The sequence below is a fragment of the Streptomyces colwelliae genome (genome assembly GCF_048158785.1).
Lineage (GTDB): Bacteria > Actinomycetota > Actinomycetes > Streptomycetales > Streptomycetaceae > Streptomyces.
The window spans coordinates 1-17,098 of sequence record NZ_JBLTJC010000225.1 but is presented as its reverse complement, the minus strand read 5'-3'; the positions used below and the strand labels follow the sequence as shown (position 1 = coordinate 17,098).

General features: G+C 70.3%; 14 protein-coding genes and 1 pseudogene. 11 read left to right on the top strand and 4 right to left on the bottom strand.

Annotated features, from left to right (window positions below; translation table 11 throughout):
• Positions 1 to 108: 108 nt before the first annotated feature.
• On the top strand, positions 109 to 1,335 hold the full coding sequence (locus ACNFOC_RS34985; protein ID WP_416963068.1) for a transglycosylase family protein: 1,227 nt from the start codon (positions 109 to 111) through the stop codon (positions 1,333 to 1,335).
• On the opposite strand, the gene ACNFOC_RS34980 is transcribed toward ACNFOC_RS34985, so the two are convergent.
• Positions 1,325 to 2,449: a DMT family transporter gene (locus ACNFOC_RS34980; protein WP_416963067.1), complete on the bottom strand. Its 1,125-nt coding sequence runs from the start codon at positions 2,447 to 2,449 to the stop codon at positions 1,325 to 1,327. The genes ACNFOC_RS34985 and ACNFOC_RS34980 overlap by 11 nt on opposite strands.
• 209 nt (positions 2,450 to 2,658) lie before the next feature.
• On the opposite strand from ACNFOC_RS34980, the gene ACNFOC_RS34975 reads away from it, so the two are divergent.
• The 7 genes from ACNFOC_RS34975 to ACNFOC_RS34945 all read left to right on the top strand — a co-directional run bounded on the left by ACNFOC_RS34975 (position 2,659) and on the right by ACNFOC_RS34945 (position 14,115).
• Entirely contained in the window at positions 2,659 to 3,414 is a 756-nt protein-coding gene (locus ACNFOC_RS34975) for a (2Fe-2S)-binding protein (protein WP_416963066.1), read from the top strand.
• 39 nt (positions 3,415 to 3,453) lie between these two features.
• The gene (glgA, locus tag ACNFOC_RS34970) at positions 3,454 to 4,605 is read left to right on the top strand and encodes a glycogen synthase (RefSeq protein ID WP_416963065.1); all 1,152 of its coding nucleotides are present in this window, start codon (positions 3,454 to 3,456) and stop codon (positions 4,603 to 4,605) included.
• 51 nt (positions 4,606 to 4,656) lie between these two features.
• Positions 4,657 to 5,877 carry a glucose-1-phosphate adenylyltransferase gene (gene glgC, locus ACNFOC_RS34965; protein WP_416963064.1) on the top strand — a complete coding sequence of 407 codons (1,221 nt, stop codon included), beginning with the start codon at positions 4,657 to 4,659 and terminating at the stop codon, positions 5,875 to 5,877.
• 197 nt (positions 5,878 to 6,074) lie between these two features.
• The gene (locus ACNFOC_RS34960; protein WP_416963063.1) at positions 6,075 to 8,690 is read left to right on the top strand and encodes a PA14 domain-containing protein; all 2,616 of its coding nucleotides are present in this window, start codon (positions 6,075 to 6,077) and stop codon (positions 8,688 to 8,690) included.
• A 29-nt stretch (positions 8,691 to 8,719) separates the two neighbouring features.
• Positions 8,720 to 11,035, top strand: coding sequence for a GH92 family glycosyl hydrolase (locus ACNFOC_RS34955; protein ID WP_416963062.1), 2,316 nt, complete (start codon positions 8,720 to 8,722; stop codon positions 11,033 to 11,035).
• A 155-nt stretch (positions 11,036 to 11,190) separates the two neighbouring features.
• Positions 11,191 to 12,516 carry a wax ester/triacylglycerol synthase family O-acyltransferase gene (locus ACNFOC_RS34950; protein ID WP_416963061.1) on the top strand — a complete coding sequence of 442 codons (1,326 nt, stop codon included), beginning with the start codon at positions 11,191 to 11,193 and terminating at the stop codon, positions 12,514 to 12,516.
• Positions 12,517 to 12,621: 105 nt separating this feature from the next.
• Entirely contained in the window at positions 12,622 to 14,115 is a 1,494-nt protein-coding gene (locus tag ACNFOC_RS34945) for an SDR family NAD(P)-dependent oxidoreductase (RefSeq protein ID WP_416963060.1), read from the top strand.
• 33 nt (positions 14,116 to 14,148) lie between these two features.
• Here the strand turns inward: ACNFOC_RS34945 and ACNFOC_RS34940 are convergent, their stop codons facing one another.
• From ACNFOC_RS34940 to ACNFOC_RS34930, 3 genes are read right to left on the bottom strand one after another with little or no spacing between them, the layout of a single operon-like run.
• Positions 14,149 to 14,958: an SDR family oxidoreductase gene (locus ACNFOC_RS34940; protein WP_416963059.1), complete on the bottom strand. Its 810-nt coding sequence runs from the start codon at positions 14,956 to 14,958 to the stop codon at positions 14,149 to 14,151.
• Between the two features lie 25 nt (positions 14,959 to 14,983).
• Positions 14,984 to 15,559, bottom strand: a complete 576-nt coding sequence (locus ACNFOC_RS34935; protein WP_416963058.1) for an HD domain-containing protein — start codon at positions 15,557 to 15,559, stop codon at positions 14,984 to 14,986.
• A 3-nt stretch (positions 15,560 to 15,562) separates the two neighbouring features.
• Positions 15,563 to 15,718 (bottom strand): hypothetical protein, encoded by a 156-nt coding sequence (locus ACNFOC_RS34930; RefSeq protein ID WP_416963057.1) that lies wholly within the window; start codon positions 15,716 to 15,718, stop codon positions 15,563 to 15,565.
• Between the two features lie 319 nt (positions 15,719 to 16,037).
• On the opposite strand from ACNFOC_RS34930, the gene ACNFOC_RS34925 reads away from it, so the two are divergent.
• The 3 genes and pseudogenes from ACNFOC_RS34925 to ACNFOC_RS34915 all read left to right on the top strand — a co-directional run.
• Complete coding sequence (locus ACNFOC_RS34925; protein ID WP_199810877.1) at positions 16,038 to 16,211, top strand: hypothetical protein; 174 nt, start codon at positions 16,038 to 16,040, stop codon at positions 16,209 to 16,211.
• A gap of 54 nt (positions 16,212 to 16,265) precedes the next feature.
• Entirely contained in the window at positions 16,266 to 16,748 is a 483-nt protein-coding gene (locus ACNFOC_RS34920; protein ID WP_416963056.1) for a GNAT family N-acetyltransferase, read from the top strand.
• Positions 16,749 to 16,829: 81 nt separating this feature from the next.
• A pseudogene (locus ACNFOC_RS34915) lies at positions 16,830 to 17,098 on the top strand (oxidoreductase); the annotation flags it as partial.

Genomic DNA, 17,098 nt, shown 5'->3' with positions numbered 1-17,098 from the left:
AGGGAATACCGGTCACTTGAGCCACAGGGAGGCTGGTTGCCGCCTTGTCATGGCCTGTTCGGGGCGCTTACTTTTGGCCCTCCTGACGCATGTGGAGGGGGATTCCCCATGGCCGTACGCGGCCGGCACCGCCGGTATCAGCCGAGCAGGATCAACCGGGCCTCGCTGCTCACGGTCACGGCGGGCGGCGCGGGCATCGCGATCCCGCTCGCGGCCGTCGGCGCGGGCACCGCCCAGGCGGCCGATGTGAGCACCTGGAACAAGGTCGCCGCCTGTGAGTCCAGCGGCGACTGGAGCATCAACACCGGCAACGGGTACTACGGCGGGCTTCAGTTCACCCAGTCCACCTGGGAGGCCTACGGCGGCACGGCGTACGCGCACCGCGCGGACCTGGCGACCCGGGACCAGCAGATCGCCATCGCGGAGAAGGTGCTCAAGGGCCAGGGGCCCGGCGCCTGGCCCGTCTGCTCGGTGCGCGCCGGGCTCACCCGGGGCGGCGGTACCCCCGACATCCACGTCGGAGGCACCACCGAGTCCACCAAGGCCAAGACAAAGACCAAGGCCGAGGCATCCAAGACGCAGACCGTCGCCAAGCGGTCCGTGAAGGACGTCCAGCCGCAGACCACACCGCAGTCCCGCGCGGGCACCGCCGAGATGTACACGGTCGTGCGCGGCGACACCCTCTCCGGGATCGCCGACACCGAACGCGTCGACGGCGGCTGGCACGGGCTCTACGCCGCGAACCGCACGACCGTGGGCAGTGACCCCGACCTGATCCTGCCGGGCCAGCGGCTCAGCCTGCACGGCAAGGCGGCCCCTACGGCCCACACGACGACGAAACCGGCCACCAAGTCGTCGACCACGAAGTCTCCGAAGAAGAAGGCCTCTTCGGAGACCACTGAAAAGGTCACCCACAAGAAGACGACGAGCCGCTCACTCGTCGCCCCCGTGAACGCCCCCATCGGCACCGCGTACCACGCGTCGGGCTCCTCCTGGTCGAAGGGCTACCACACCGGCGTCGACTTCCTCGTCCCGACCGGCACGTCGGTGAAGGCCATCGAGAACGGGACGGTCGTCAGCGCGGGGTGGGCGGGATCGTACGGCTACCAGGTGGTGATCCGGCACGCCGACGGGCGGTACTCGCAGTACGCGCACCTGTCCGCGATCTCCGTGCGGGACGGCCAGTCGGTCGGCGAGGGGCAGCGCATCGGGCGCTCCGGGTCCACCGGGAACACCACGGGCCCGCATCTGCACTTCGAGGTGCGGACGGGGCCCGGATTCGGTTCCGACATCGACCCGCTCGCCTATCTGCGGGCCGGCGGCGTCAGGATTTGACTCGGGTACGGCGCCGGTCGTGGACCGGCATCATCACGTACAGCCCGGCGTGGAACGGACCGAAGTAGCCGGCCGGTTCAGCGGAGCCGGCCGGCTCCAGGGTCTCGTAACTCTCGCCGGCCGGTACCGCCGCCGGCGCCGGGAGGCGGATGTCCCCGGCCCGCGCGGCGAGCTCGGCGTCGACGTTCGCGCTCACGTCGACGGGCTGGCCAGGGAGGGCGTCCAGCAACTCCTCGACGGGCGAGGGGGCCACGGGAGCCTTGGCGGAGTCGGCAGGTGCGCTCTTCTCCAGCCGCTCCGTGGTCAGCAGGATCAGGCCGCCCGCGGCGACCACTCCGGCGGACAGGGCGAGCAGGGTGCCCGTCGTGCCGTAGCGGAAGGTCTCACCGAACATCGTGATGCCGACCGCGGCCGCCACCACCGGGTTCACGACCGTCAGGACCGCCAGCGGAGCCGCCAGGCCCGCGCCCCGGTAGGACGCCTGCGACAGCATCAGACCGGCCACCGCGAACACCGCGATCACGCCCAGGAAGGGGATGTCGGTCGCCGAGACCGCGCCGTTGTCCCAGTCGACCGTCACCGTCTTGGTGAACACCGAGGACATGCCGAAGGCTATGCCGGACGCGGTCGCCAGCAGCACGCTGCGCACCGCCGGGTGCCGGTGTGCCGCACGGCCCGCGATCATCAGGGTCACAACCACCGCGCCGGTGAACACGGCCACGGACACCCGCTGGGCGGTGCTCAGCGACTGACCGTCGGACGTGCCCACCAGGGACAGCAGACCCGCGAGACCGATCGTCGCCATGATGGCGCCGCGCCAGGCGGTGGAGCCGGCCTTGCGGCCGACGAACAGGGCCGCCATCGGCAGCGCGAACACGATCGTCAGCGCGCCGAGGGGCTGCACCAGGCTCAGCGGGCCGTAGGCCAGCGCCACCACGTGCAGCAGCCCGCCCGTACCGTTCAGTCCGACCGCCGCCCACCAGCTCGGGCGGCGCAGCGGCGCGTACTCCTGGTCGGGGGAGGTCACCGCGACGCGCTCCTGCACGATCGCCCCGCCGGCGTAGGCCACGGCGGAGACGAGCGACAGGACGATGGACAACGCGAGGGCGCTCATCGGCAGCTCCTCTGCGTCAGGCGGGTACCTCTGGCACCACGCGGCGAACGGTCGGCTTTCATACAGAACACGATGCCGCTCGATGTTCTTCCCGTCGTCGTACCTGAGCACCGATTGGGTAGTACTGCCGATGGAGTACGAAAGGCCCTCTGTCCTCCCCAAGGTGGGTGACACCGGACGACACCCCCTGGGTGAAACCCCTAAGAGCCTTGGTACTACTGCTCTTCGTGGACCTCGACCCCGAACTCGCCGCGCTCCGCCCCCTCGGCGGCTTCTTCGTACTACGCACGGGCGGAGCCCCGCACGGCCCGCTGCCGACGCTCGCGCGGACCTACGAAAACCCGGCGTCGGATGTTTACGGAAATTCCCTGACTTTTCGTGTGCGCCTGGTCGCGGAGCGTCTCCAGGCCCCTGAGCTGCGGATCGCCGCCTCGATCGCCCAGCAGGCGCTCGCGGCCCGGCTGTGGTCCGTGGCGCTCGGCTGCGCCACCCTCTACGGGCGGATCCCCGACCTCGACCCCCGACTGCTGCACTGGGACGCCGACGGCAGCGCGCCGGACGACCTGTGGCTGGCAGAAGTGTGCCCGCTGCCCGGCGACGCCCGCGCCCTCGCTGACGCCGTGCTCCACGCCCACCTCGAACCTCTGAACGCGGCCCTGGTCGCCCGCCACCGCACGGCCACCGGCCTCCTGTGGGGCAACGCGGCCTCCGCGCTCGCGGGCGCGGCCCGGGAACTGGAACGCTGGGCACGCACGCGTGGCCGTACGGACGTGGCCACACGCGCGCGTGCGCTCACCGCGGAACTCTTCGCCCACCCGCTCCTCGCGGGCACCGGAACGTTCACCGGCACCTCCTTCCGGCGCCGCAGCTGCTGCCTCTACTATCGGGTCCCTGGTGGCGGGGTGTGCGGGGACTGCTGCTTCACACAGCCGCCGGGCTCTTCCCGAAACGCCGCTTCTGGGTGACCATGAGTGCAATCAGCCGCCGAGAACAAGGGGTTTCGGGTGCGAGTGGGACTGCTGACCCGGGAGTACCCGCCGGATGTGTACGGCGGCGCGGGCGTCCATGTGGAGTTCCTCGCCCGGGAGTTGAGGCCCCTGGTCGATCTCGACGTGCACTGCTGGGGTGAGGGCCGCACCGAGGGCGTCGTACGCCACCGCTCCTGGCCCACCCTCGACGGAGCCAACGACGCCCTGCGGACCTTCTCCGTGGACCTCTCCATGGCCGCCGGCCTCGAAGGCCGCGAACTCGTCCACTCGCACACCTGGTACGCCAACCTCGCCGGCCACTTCGCCAAGCTCCTGTACGGCATCCCGCACGTGATGACCGCCCACTCCCTGGAGCCGCTGCGCCCCTGGAAGGCCGAGCAGCTCGGCGGCGGATACGCCCTCTCCAGCTGGGCCGAGCGCACCGCGATCGAGGCCGCGGACGGCGTGATCGCCGTATCCGGGGCCATGCGCGAGGACATCCTCACCTGCTACCCGACGCTGGACCCCGCCAAGGTGCAGGTCGTCCACAACGGCATCGACACCGCGCTCTACCGCCCCGACCACGGCACGGACGTCCTCACCCGGCTCGGTATCGACCCCGACCGCCCCTACGTCCTGTTCGTCGGCCGCATCACCCGCCAGAAGGGTGTGCCCCATCTGCTGCGCGCCGTGCGGAACCTCGACCCGGCCGCACAGGTCGTGCTCTGCGCGGGCGCGCCGGACACCCCCGAGATCGACCAGGAGTTCCGCGAGCTCTTCCAGGAGCTGAGCGGCGTCCGCGCGGGCGTCCACTGGATCCCGCAGATGCTGCCGCGCCCGGAGGTGATCCAGCTCCTCACCCACGCCACCGTGTTCGCCTGCCCCTCGGTGTACGAACCCCTCGGGATCGTCAACCTGGAGGCGATGGCCTGCGGTACGGCCGTGGTCGCCTCCCGCGTCGGGGGCATCCCGGAGGTGGTGGCACATGGGGAGACGGGGCTGCTCGTGTCCGTCGACGACGACTTCGAGGCGAACCTCGCGCGGGCTCTCGACTCCGTGCTCGCCGACCCGGAGACTGCGAAACGGATGGGCGAGGCCGGGCGGGAGCGCGCGGTGGGCGAGTTCGGCTGGGACGCCGTGGCGCTGCGCACCGCGCGGCTCTACGGGGAGATCGCCAAACAGGCTTAGTGTGCGCTGCTCAGGGGCAGGCTGGGGTCAACCAGGGTGAGGGGAGCGGCCATGCGTCGTGGCGGACCTTCGGTGCTCGGGATCGTACTGGCGGGCGGTGAGGGCAAGAGGCTGATGCCCTTGACCGCCGACCGGGCCAAACCCGCGGTCACCTTCGGCGGAACGTACCGCCTCGTGGACTTCGTGCTGTCCAATCTCGTCAACGCCGACATTCTGCGCATCTGCGTCCTCACGCAGTACAAGTCGCACTCGCTGGACCGCCACATCACCACCACCTGGCGCATGTCCAGCCTGCTCGGCAACTACGTCACACCCGTCCCGGCCCAGCAGCGCCTCGGCCCGCGCTGGTACCTCGGCAGCGCGGACGCGATCCTCCAGTCGCTGAACCTGATCTACGACGAACGCCCCGAGTACGTCGCGGTGTTCGGCGCCGACCACGTGTACCGCATGGACCCGCGCCAGATGCTCGCCCAGCACATCGAGAGCGGCGCGGGCGTCACCGTGGCCGGAATCCGCGTCCCGCGCGCCGAGTCCTCGCAGTTCGGCGTGATCACACCGGGCTCGGACGGCCAGACGGTGGAGAACTTCCTGGAGAAGCCCGCCGATCCGCCCGGTCTGGTGGACGACCCGGAGTGCGTCTACGCCTCGATGGGCAACTACATCTTCACCACCAAGGCGCTGATAGAGGCTCTCCAGCGCGACGCGGAGGACCTCAACTCCGTGCACGACATGGGCGGTTCGATCCTGCCCGCGCTCACCGACCGGGGCGAGGCCGCGCTGTACGACTTCAGCGCCAACCACGTCCCCGGCGAGACCACCCGCGACCAGGGCTACTGGCGGGACGTCGGCACGCTCGACGCGTACTACGACGCCCACATGGACCTCATCGCCGAGCGCCCCGCCTTCAACCTCTTCAACCGCAACTGGCCCATCTACACCCACTCCGGCCAGCTCTCCCCGGCCCGCTTCAACGCCGGCGGCATGGCCAGCGAGTCGATCATCAGCTCCGGGTGCCTCATCCGCGGCCAGGTCACGCGCTCGGTGCTGTCCCCGGGCGTGGTGGTCGACCCCGGAGCCGTCGTGCAGGGCTCGATCCTGCACGACAACGTCCACATCGGCCGGGGCGCGGTGGTCCGGGGCGCGGTCCTGGACAAGAACGTCGAGGTGCCGCCGGGCGCGACGATCGGCGTCAACCCGGAGCGCGACGCCGACCTGTACACGGTGTCCAAGGGCGGAGTCATCGCACTCGGGAAGGGCCAACTGGTCACGTAACGCCTCGTCCTGGCGATCCTGGGCCCCGGTGCGTTTCGGCCGCACCGGGGCTTCGCGCTGTCCGGGTGCCTGTCGCGCACCCTTCCCGCCCCCGTCCCGCTCAGGCCCCGTCCGTGCTTGTCATGTCCCTGGACGGAAGGCGGAATCCGTGTTGTCATGCCAACTGCCGCCTATGACAACGTTGTTATGGAGGTTCCGTGCGCATCAGACGACTCAGAGACCGACTCGCGCTACTCCTCGCCCTGGCCCTCGGTATCGCCGGGCTGGCCGCCGTCCCCGCCGCGAGCGCCACCGCCGCCGACGATCCCGTCGAGATCCACGGCCTGAAGGGCGAGTACTACACCCAGTCCGCCCCCGGCGCCTTCGACTTCGCCGACCTCAAGGCCACCGGCGTCGACCCGAACCTCGACTTCGACAACCTCGAACCCCGACTCGCCTTCACCACCGGCCGGTCGGACGACGTCAGCGTCCGCTGGACCGGCAAGCTCGTGCCGGCGAAGTCCGGCCCCCACACCTTCTCGATCATCGGCGACAACGGCTTCCGCCTCTGGATCGGCGGACAGCTCGTCATCGACCACTGGGTCGACGACTGGGACACCGAACAGGCCTCCGCCCCCGTCGAGTTGACCGCCGGCACGGCCTACGACATCAAGGTCGAGTACTTCGAGCACTACGGCGGCTCCAACCTCCATGTGCGCTGGACCGAGCCCGGCGGCACGAAGGCGGCGATCCCGCAGTCCGCCTTCCGGCTTCCCGACGGCTACGACTACGACGGCGCCATCGCCGCCACGGTCACGAGCACCGGCCGCACCCTGAAGCTCGACTTCGCCCAGCCCCTCGCCGCACCACCGGCCGACCTGACCGACCACCTCGAAGCGGTGATCGGCGGCGCCAAGTGGCCGCTGGAAGCAGCCGAGTTGGACCCGTCCGACCCGCGGACGCTCCTCATCCCGCTCACGGAACCCGTCGTAGGGAACAAGACGGGCACCGCATCCGGCACCGCGGACATCCGCTACGACGGCGAAGCCGGCCTCACCGCAGCCGATGGCAACGTTATCAACGGCTTCTGGAGCACCGGCCCGAACCACTCCACCTACGAACTGCGCACCCAGTGGGCCGACCAGGTGGGCCCGCACAACGCCCTCCCGGAGTACCCGCGCCCCCAGCTCACCCGCACCGACTGGCAGAACCTCAACGGGAGTTGGCAGTTCGCCGCGGCCACGGCAGGGGAGCAGCCGCCGGTCGGCAGGAACCTCGCCGAGCGCATCCTCGTCCCGTACCCGGTCGAGTCCCAGCTCTCCGGCCTGGAACGCCACGAGGACCGTATGTGGTACCGCCGCACCTTCACCGTCCCCGCCGACTGGAGCATCGGCTCGGGCAAGCGGCTGATGCTCAACTTCGGCGCCGTCGACTGGCGGGCCGAGGTCTACGTCAACGGCACGAAGGTCACCGAACACCAGGGCGGCTACGACAAGTTCAGCGCCGACGTCACCGACGCGCTGAAGCCCGGCCGTACCCAGGAACTGATCGTCGGCGTCTACGACCCCACCGACGCGGCGAACGGCGAGAACCCGCCGATCGGCAAGCAGCGCCTGGACCCGAGCGGCATCTGGTACACCCCGACCTCCGGCATCTGGCAGACGGTCTGGATGGAACCGGTCGCCCCCGACCACATCGACTCCCTCAAGCTCACCCCCGACGTCACCAAGAGCCAACTCACCGTCGAGGCACAGGGAGTTCGCGACGGCGTACCGATCACGGCGACGGCGTACGACGGAAAGCGCGAGGTCGCCACCGTGCACGGCCGCACCGGCGGCCCGCTCACCCTGACCCTGCGCGATCCTCATCTCTGGTCGCCGGACGACCCGTTCCTCTACGACCTGAAAGTCACCGTCGGCAAGGACCGCGTCGCCAGTTACTTCGGGATGCGCTCGATCGCCGTCGAGAAGGTGAACGGCGTCCCGCGCACGGTCCTCAACGGGAAGCCCATCTTCATGATGGCGACGCTGGACCAGGGCTTCTGGCCGGACGGTCTCTACACCGCCCCGACCGACGAGGCGCTCGCCCATGACCTCAAGATCCACAAGGAGTTGGGCTTCAACGCCGTGCGCAAGCACATCAAGGTCGAGCCCGACCGCTGGTTCTACTGGGCCGACAAGCTCGGCCTCATGGTGTGGCAGGACATGCCCGCGATGACCGCCGGGGTGAACCCGTCGCCGGCCGCCCGCGCCGAGTACGAGCGTGAGATGAAGCAGATGATCGACGAGCACATCAGCAGTCCGTCGATCGTCATGTGGGTGACGTTCAACGAGGGTTGGGGCCAGTACGACGAGGCCCGCATCGCCGACCAGGCGAAGGCCTGGGACCCGACCCGGCTCGTCAACAGCATGTCCGGCATCAACCTCGGCGTCGACGGCGGCACCGGCGACATCATCGACGAACACGGCTATCCGAGCCCCGCCCTGCCACCCCATCCGGACGGTCAACGCGCCCTGGTGAGTGGCGAATACGGCGGTCTCGGACTCGCGGTGCCGGGGCACGCGTGGTCGGTCCAGCAGTCGTATGTCGACGTCGACCCGGCGACCTACACCGACGACTACCTCGCCAAGCTCGCCGAGGTGCGCGCCCTGACCTGCCAGGGGAGCAACGGGGCTGTCTACACCCAAATATCGGACGTCGAGGGCGAGTTGAACGGCCTGATGACGTACGACCGTCGTGTGCTCAAGCCCGACGTGCAGCGGGTGAAGGCCGCTCAGCAGGCCTTGATCCGTGACGCCTCGCAGGCGACGCCCGCGAACTGCCCCTCCGCCTGACCCTTTTCGCCAACTGGAGGCCCACCCGCATGAGATGGACCCGGCGCCTGCGCCTGTGCGTGGCGGGGGCGGTGGCAGCGTCCGCGCTGTTCGCCGTCCCCGGCACCGCCCAGGCCTCGACCGACAGCCGACTCACCGATCTGGTCAACCCGTTCATCGGCACCGAGAACGACGGGAACACCTATCCCGGCGCCGCCGTGCCCTTCGGCATGGTGCAGTTCTCGCCGGACACCGGCCACAACACCGGATACGACTACTCCCAGAACCACATCCGCGGCTTCTCCCTCGTGCACCTCTCCGGCGTGGGTTGCGGGCTCGGCGGCGACCTGCCCGTACTGCCGACGACCGGTGACGTGACGCAGACGGACTACGCCCAGTACGCGGCCGAGTTCAGCCACGACGACGAGCACGCGAGCCCCGGCTATTACCAGGTCGGCCTGAAATCAGGCATCGAGGCCGAACTGACGGCGACCGCGCGCACCGGCGTCCAGCGCTACACCTTCCCGGCCACCGACAAGGCCAACGTCCTGCTGAACGCGGCCCAGTCGCTGCACAGCGGGGTCACCTCGAAGGCGGAGGTCCTCGACAACCGGACCGTGCGCACCTCGATCACCGGCCGCGGCTTCTGCCAGGACACCAAGCCGTACACCGTCTACACGGTCACGCACTTCGACCGGCCTTTCACCACGTACGGCACGTGGAACGGCTCGACGGTGACCGCCGGTTCGAAGACCGGGAGCGGCGGCGCGTACGTCCGCTTCGACACGAGCAAGGACCGTACGGTCGAGGCGACCACGGCCCTGTCGTACGTCGACGCGCACGGCGCGGCCGTCAACCTCCGTGCGGAGGGCGGGAGTTCGTTCGACGCGGTACGCCACCGGGCCCAACGGGCCTGGGAGGACCGGCTCGACGACGTCCGCGCGCAGGGCGGTTCCGACAGTCTGCGCCGGACCTTCTACTCGTCCCTGTACCGGTCCTTCCTCGCGCCCAACATCGGCAGCGACGCCGACGGCCGCTACACCGGCTGGGACCAACAGGTCCACCGGGCAAGGGACTTCACGTACTACCAGAACTGGTCCCTGTGGGACACCTACCGCACGCAGTCCCAACTCCTCGCCCTGCTCGCACCCCGCGAGGCCCGCGACATGGCGATCTCCGTCATCAAGATCGACGAGGAGAGCGGCTGGCTGCCCAAGTGGGGCTACGGCACGGTCGAGACGAACATCATGACCGGCGACCCGGTCACCCCGTTCCTCACCAACGCCTATCAGCAGGGCTTGCTCAAGGGCTACGAGGAGCGCGCCTACCGGGCGTTGAAGCAAAACGCCGACGGGGTGCCGCCCACCGACTCGGCGGCCGTGGGCCGGGAGGCGAACAAGGAGTACATCGCCGAAGGGTTCGCGCCGTACATCAAGGACCGCCCGCACGCGAAGCCCGGCGACTCCGACTACGACCACGGTGCCTCGGCCACCCTGGAGTACGCCCTCTCGGACGCGATGCTCGCGCAGATGGCCCGCGACCTGGGCCATGGTGCCGATGCCGCACGCTATGCGGCCCGCGCCCAGAACTACCGCACCGTCTTCGACCCCTCGACCGGCTTCTTCCGTGCCCGTGACGCCTCCGGCGCCTTCGTCGGACCGGCCGATCCGGCGCAGAGCGAGGGCTTCCACGAGGGCACGTCCTGGCAGTACCAGTGGCTGGTGCCGCAGGACCTGCCCGGCATGGTCGACCTCATCGGCGGCCGACAGGCGGCCAACGACCGGCTCGACTCCTTCTTCGCCTACGACCAGCTGCTGGCCGACCCGGCGAAGACCGCGCGCGAGGTGTGGGTCAACGGGCCGTACGACTACTACAACGCGGACAAGTACAACCCGCAGAACGAGCCCGACCTGATCGCCCCGTACACCTATCTCTCGACCGGACAGCCCTGGAAGACGACCGACGTCGTCCACGCCGCGCTGACCCTGTTCACGGACGGCCCGACCGGCATGACCGGCAACGACGACCTCGGCACGATGTCCGCCTGGAACGTGCTGTCGTCGATCGGGATCTTCCCGGTCCAGCCCGGCTACGACACCTGGGGCCTGTCCACGCCCGTCTTCGACCGGGTCGACCTGACCCTGGACCGCCGCTACTACCCGCACGGCGCCCTGACCATCAAGGCGCCCGGCACCTCGACCGCCGACCGCTACATCCAGGCGGCCCGGACGGACGGGGCGTCGTACGACCGGACCTATCTGACCACCGGCCGGCTCCGCACCGTACGGTCGCTGGACTTCACGGTCGGCCCGCACCCGTCGGAGTGGGGTACATCACCCCAGGCGGCGCCACCTGCGCTGAAGTGATCCCGTGCGCCTCTAGAGTCCCGCCCCTCCCAGAGGGGCGGGATCGGGGCCGGATGTAATCTGCTGTTAACTGTGCGTAGCTTGATCGTACTTGACCGTAATCGCTTGTCAGCGCTTGACTGCTGGCTCACCCCTAGTCGACGCGAGGCAAGCAATTGACTTCTGACCTGCTCGCTCCTCTCGACCTTGCGTTCTGGAACATCGAGTCCGACCGGAACCCGATGCACCTGGGCGCACTCGGCGTCTTCTCGGCACACTCGCCGACCGCGGGAGCCCACGCCGCCGACCTCCTCGCCGCCCGTGCCGCCGCCGTCCCCGGGCTGCGGATGCGCATCCGGGACGTGTGGCAGCCGCTGTCCCTGTCCTTCGGGAGCGCGACCCGCGAGGCCGACCCCGACTTCGACCCGCTCCACCACGTCCGGCTGCACGCCCCGACCGCCGACTTCCAGGCGGACGCGGGCCGGCTCATGGAACGCCCGCTGGAGCGCGGCCGGCCCCCCTGGGAAGCGCATGTGCTGCCCGGCGAGGACGGTGTCTCGTTCGCGGTGCTGTTCAAGTTCCACCACGCCCTGGCCGACGGACTGCGGGCCCTGGCGCTCGCCGCCGCCATCCTCGACCCGATGGACATGCCCGAGCGCCGCCCGCGCCCCGAGCAACCCGCGCGCGGCATCGTCCCCGACGTGCGCAAGCTGCCCGGGCTGGTCCGCGGCGCCCTGTCCGACGTGGGCCGGGCCCTCGACATCGGGGCGTCCGTCGCCCGCTCCACCCTGGACGTGCGCTCGTCGTCGGCGCTGACCTCCGAACCCTCGGGCACCCGTCGTACCGCCGGAGTCGTCGTCGACCTCGACGACGTGCACCGCATCCGCAAGACCGTCGGCGGCACCGTCAACGACGTGCTCATCGCGGTCGTCGCGGGCGCCCTGCGCAGCTGGCTCGACGAACGCGGCGACGGCAGCGAGGGCGTCGCGCCCCGCGCCCTGATCCCCGTCTCCAAACGCCGCCCGCGCACCGCGCACCCACAGGGCAACCGGCTCTCCGGCTACCTGATACGGCTGCCCGTCGACGACCCGGACCCCCTCGCCCGGCTCGACTCCGTGCGTGCCGCCATGGACCGCAACAAGGACGCCGGACCCAACCGGGGTGCCGGCGCCGTCGCCCTCCTCGCCGACCACGTCCCGGCGCTCGGCCACCGGCTCGGCGGACCCCTCGCGGCCCAGGCCGCCCGGCTCTGGTTCGACATCCTGGTCACCAGCGTCCCGCTGCCCGGCATCGGCCTGAAGCTCGGCGGCAACCCGGTCACCGCGGTCTTCCCGTTCGCCCCGCTGGCCCGCGGCCAGTCCCTCGCGGTCGCCGTCTCGACGTACCGCGGACACGTCCACTACGGCCTGGTCGCGGACGCCGAGGCCGTACCGGATCTCGATGTGTTCGCCCGCGCGCTGACCGAGGAGGTGGAGACGCTCATCACCGCCTGCGGGTCGTGACCCGGCGCGGGTTTGGTGCTGCGGCCCGGCGCTCCGTAAAATTCCCGGTTCGACGGTGTGCGCGATCGAGCGCCGCCGCGGATGACCCAAGGAAACGGCAGCGCGATGACGGTGACAGAGAACGGCTCCACGACCCCGGACGAGGTCGTGTACGGGCCCGGCATCGACCCCGAGCGGCTGGCCGTCTGCCTCAGCGTGCTCGACGAACTGGAGAAGATCGACGTCGACCACCCCGACGCGATCACCGTCCGCCGCGCCACCGCGGGCATCTACCGCAGCGTCAAGCAGCGCCGCCGCCAGGAGCGCCGGGCCGCGAAGACCGCGCACGACAAGGCCGTCACCGAGTCCACCGCGACCGGCTCCGCGCAGCGCATCGACGACGAGACCGAGGGCCTCCTCCCGTCGTCGGTGACGGAGGAGGGCCGGATCGCCGGGATACTCCAGCGCCCCCGCTCCTGCTACACCTGCAAGACCCGGTACGTGGAAGTCGACTACTTCTACCACCAGCTCTGTCCCGACTGCGCCCGCCTGAACCGCGAGAAGCGCGACGACCACGCCGACCTCACCGGCAAGCGCGCCCTGCTCACCGGCGGCCGCGCCAAGATCGGCATGTACATCGCGCTGCGGCTGCTGCGCGACGGTGCCCACACGACGATCACCACGCGCTTCCCGAAGGACGCCATCCGCCGCTTCAAGGCCATGGACGACTCGGCGGACTGGATCCACCGCCTCGACGTCGTCGGCATCGACCTGCGCGACCCGGCCCAGGCCGTGGCCCTCGCCGACCAGGTCGCCGAGGCGGGCCCCCTCGACATCCTCATCAACAACGCGACCCAGACCGTACGACGCCTGCCCTCCGCCTACGCCGCGCTCGTCGACGGCGAGAGCGCCCCGCTGCCCGCCGGTGAACTCCCCGCCCACCACGTCATCGGCGCCTTCGGCTCCGGCGCGGTCGACGGCCTGGCCGCGCTGCCGGTCGGCATCAGCGGCCTCGACGCCCAGCAGGTCGCCGACCTCGCCCTGGTCGCGGGCAACGCCAGCGTCGCCCGGCACCTCGACGGCACCGCCATCGACGCCGGCGGCCTGGTGCCCGACGTCGTCGACACCAACACGTGGGTGCAGACCATCGAGCAGATCTCCCCGGTGGAGCTCCTGGAGACCCAACTCTGCAACTACACAGCCCCGTTCATCCTCATCAGCAAGCTCCGCCCGGCCATGGCCGCCGCCGCGAAGGCCGCGAGGAGCGGGCGCGCGTACATCGTCAACGTCTCGGCGATGGAAGGCGTCTTCGGCCGCGGCTACAAGGGCGCCGGGCACCCCAACACCAACGCCGCCAAGGCCGCGATGAACATGGTGACCCGCACCAGCGGCCAGGAGATGTTCCAGAGCGACGGCATCCTCATGACCTCCGTCGACACCGGCTGGATCACCGACGAACGCCCCCACTACGACAAGCTCCGCCTCGCCGAGGAGGGCTTCCACGCCCCGCTCGACCTGGTCGACGGAGCCGCCCGCGTCTACGACCCGATCGTCCTCGGCGAGCAGGGCGAGGACCTGTACGGCGTCTTCCTGAAGGACTACGCGCCGGGCAAGTGGTGACCTGCCTTAGCCGTCCTCTTTTGTCCTCTGTCGTCACGAGGGCTGAGGCGGCGCGGCCGACCGCAGCCGGTCGTGGACGGCGTACCCGCCCGACGTGTACGCCGCCCGGACCCGGGTCCCGCCGTCCACCAGCAGGTCCGCCCCGGTGATCCACTCGGCCTGGTCGGAGGCCAGCCACAGCACGGCGCGTGCGATGTCGGCCGGTTCCCCGATCCGGCCGAGCGGCAGCCCGGCGGCGACCTCCGCCTCACCGGGCTCCCACACGAACCGCGCCAACTCGGTGCGGACGAGCCCGGGGGAGACCGAGTTGACCCGCACCTTCGGCGCGAGTTCACCGGCGAGCTGCTGCGTGAGGTGAAGGAGCGCCGCCTTGCTGGTGCCGTACGCCCCGACGTTCGGCCCGACATGCCCGGCGCCCTCCGTGCACACGTTGACGACAGCGCCGCCGTGCTCCCGCATCCACGCCCGCCACACGCACTGCACCAGCCGCAGCGGCGCCTCGACGTTCACCGTGAACGCCGTCCGCCACGCGTCCGGATCGGCGTCCATGAGCGGGCCGTACGGCTGGTTCGTCGCCGCGTTGTTGACGATCACGTCGATCCGCCCGAAGGCGCGCAGCGCCAACTCGGTCAGCTCGCGCAGGTGTTCCGGGTCGGCGACATCCCCGGCCAGACCGGCACCGCCCAACTCCTCGGCGGTGCGCCGCACTTCACCGGCGTTCCGCGCGCTCACGCACACCAGCGCCCCGGCCCCGGCGAACGCCTCGGCGACCGCGCGCCCGATCCCGCGCGTGCCCCCGGTGACCAGGGCGACCCGACCTCGCAGACCGTACGACGACGTCATCGCCGTACCGTCTCATGACGGACCGTCAGTCGACAGCCCCCAGGCGGGAGTTGGGCAGTCGCGAGTGCTGGGCGGCGACGATGCCCAGTACCGTGCGCCAGTCCTCCAGGACGCCGGCGTCCAGGCCTACGACCTTGCCCGCGTCGTCGGCCTGACGCAGGGTGATCGCGTCGTCGGCGAGCGGGTCGCGCTCGAAGGCGGCGGTCTCCGCGGGGGACATGGGGCCGCCCTGCGTCCGGAGGGTCAGCGCGCTCTGGGCGGACAGGCCGCGGCCGGGGGAGGAGGTGGCCAGATAGCGCTTCGCGGGCACGTGCAGGCGGACCAGGTGGGCCACTCGCTCGCCGAGCAGGGCGCGCACGGCGTCCGCCGCGTGGTCCGCGTGTCCGGCGTCGTCGCCCGGCCGCAGCAGATGCCCGATGTCGTGGACCAGGCCGGCGACCTGAAGTTCCTTGTCGGCGGGGCGACTTCGGCGCAGCAGGGCGGCCGTCTGGAGTGCGTGGTCGTGCAGATCGACCGGATCGCCGCTGCGGTCGGGGGTGTCCCAGGCGCCCCGGCACGCGTACAGCAGATCCATCAGCTCCTCGACGCTGCGCAACTCCATGCGTCAGTCCTCCCGCGAGACAGCCTGTGCGGAACCCCAGGGGATCATGGCGAGCTTGCGGATCGGCCAACGGGATCTGAACTGCGTGACGCCTTGAGTGACGTAGGTCATGTTCTCGACCGTGCGGGTGCGGACGTAGGCCGTGCGAGTGGTCCGCAAACCACGCATGATGTAACAAACCGGTTCAGGTCATGGCCGAAGAACACGGGGAGACTTGCAATAGTTACCCCATGTTTTCAGCCCCATCGAGCGGCGGGCCGCTCATTTGGTTAATCTGAGGCAGACGGACAGCAACAAGGGGTCCCACCCACACCCATGGTCCGTCCCGGGGCAAGCCGGTCACAACGGCCTGCTCTCACACGAGTAACCGGCGCCACCGCGTCCGAACTGCCTTCAACCCACGCCCGAGCGGGCTCAGGTACCGGACCGGAGACGGCCGGTGTGCCCCGAGGGTGACCCGACACATAAGGAGTGCGCGGTGACACCGGAGAAGACGAATCGCGAGCAACGCCCCAAGGAACACACGGAGCGTGCGGGCCACCGGTCCGACGAGCTCGGCAGCCTGGCCGTGTGGGCACGGTCCGCCCCCATCCGACTCGCGGGCTACGAGGACGACCTCGCCGAGCCCCACATCCTGCCCAGCGTGGACTGACCTCACAGGACCCTTCGCGATCGCCGACAGCATGGGCGTGCGAAAATCACGCCCATGCTGATCAGAGAAGCCGCGGCCGACGACTGGCCGCGGATCTGGCCTTTCTGGCACCGGATCGTCGCCGCCGGCGACACCTACACCTGGGCCCGGGACACCTCCGAAGAGGCGGCCCGGGCCCTGTGGACGAGCCGGCCGAAGCGCGTGTACGTCGCCGAGGACGAGACCGGGACCGTCGTCGGCTCGGCCTACGTCACCCCGAACTACGGTGGCCCCGCCGACGGCATCGCCAACGCCGGTTTCATGGTCGACCCCGACCAGGGCGGCCGCGGGATCGGCCGGGCCCTCGCCGAGCACATCCTCACCGCCGCCCGCGACCAGGGCTTCCGGGGCATGGTCTTCAACGCGGTCGTCGAGACCAACCCGGCCGTCAAGCTCTGGCTCTCCCTCGGCTTCACGATCCTGGGCACCGTGCCGGACGCCTACGACCATCCCCGGGACGGCCGCGTCGGCCTGCACGTCATGTACCGCGCTCTTTAGAACCCCTAACGGAATGGTCCGCACGACGATCCGCGAGCAGTTGGGCAAGGCGAGTGCGAGGGAGATCACTACTCTGCATGAGTGCTCTCATACGACGAGTTGACTTCACCGGAGCGTGAGCTGTGGGATGCGTTCCCCCAGGGACGCCGCGTGGACCTGCGTACAGGAGTAGCGGAGGACGACTGTGTCGTCGAGGGTGGGCAGTGGGGCCCCGAGCGGGCGGTTCGAGCCAGCGTGCTCGCGGCGCTGCTCTCGGGTGCGAATGCCACGCAACAAGGCGTCGCCGCCTGCCTGAAGCTGTCCGGCGCACGGATAAGTGGCTGTCTGGATCTGTCGGACGTGGAGCTCGG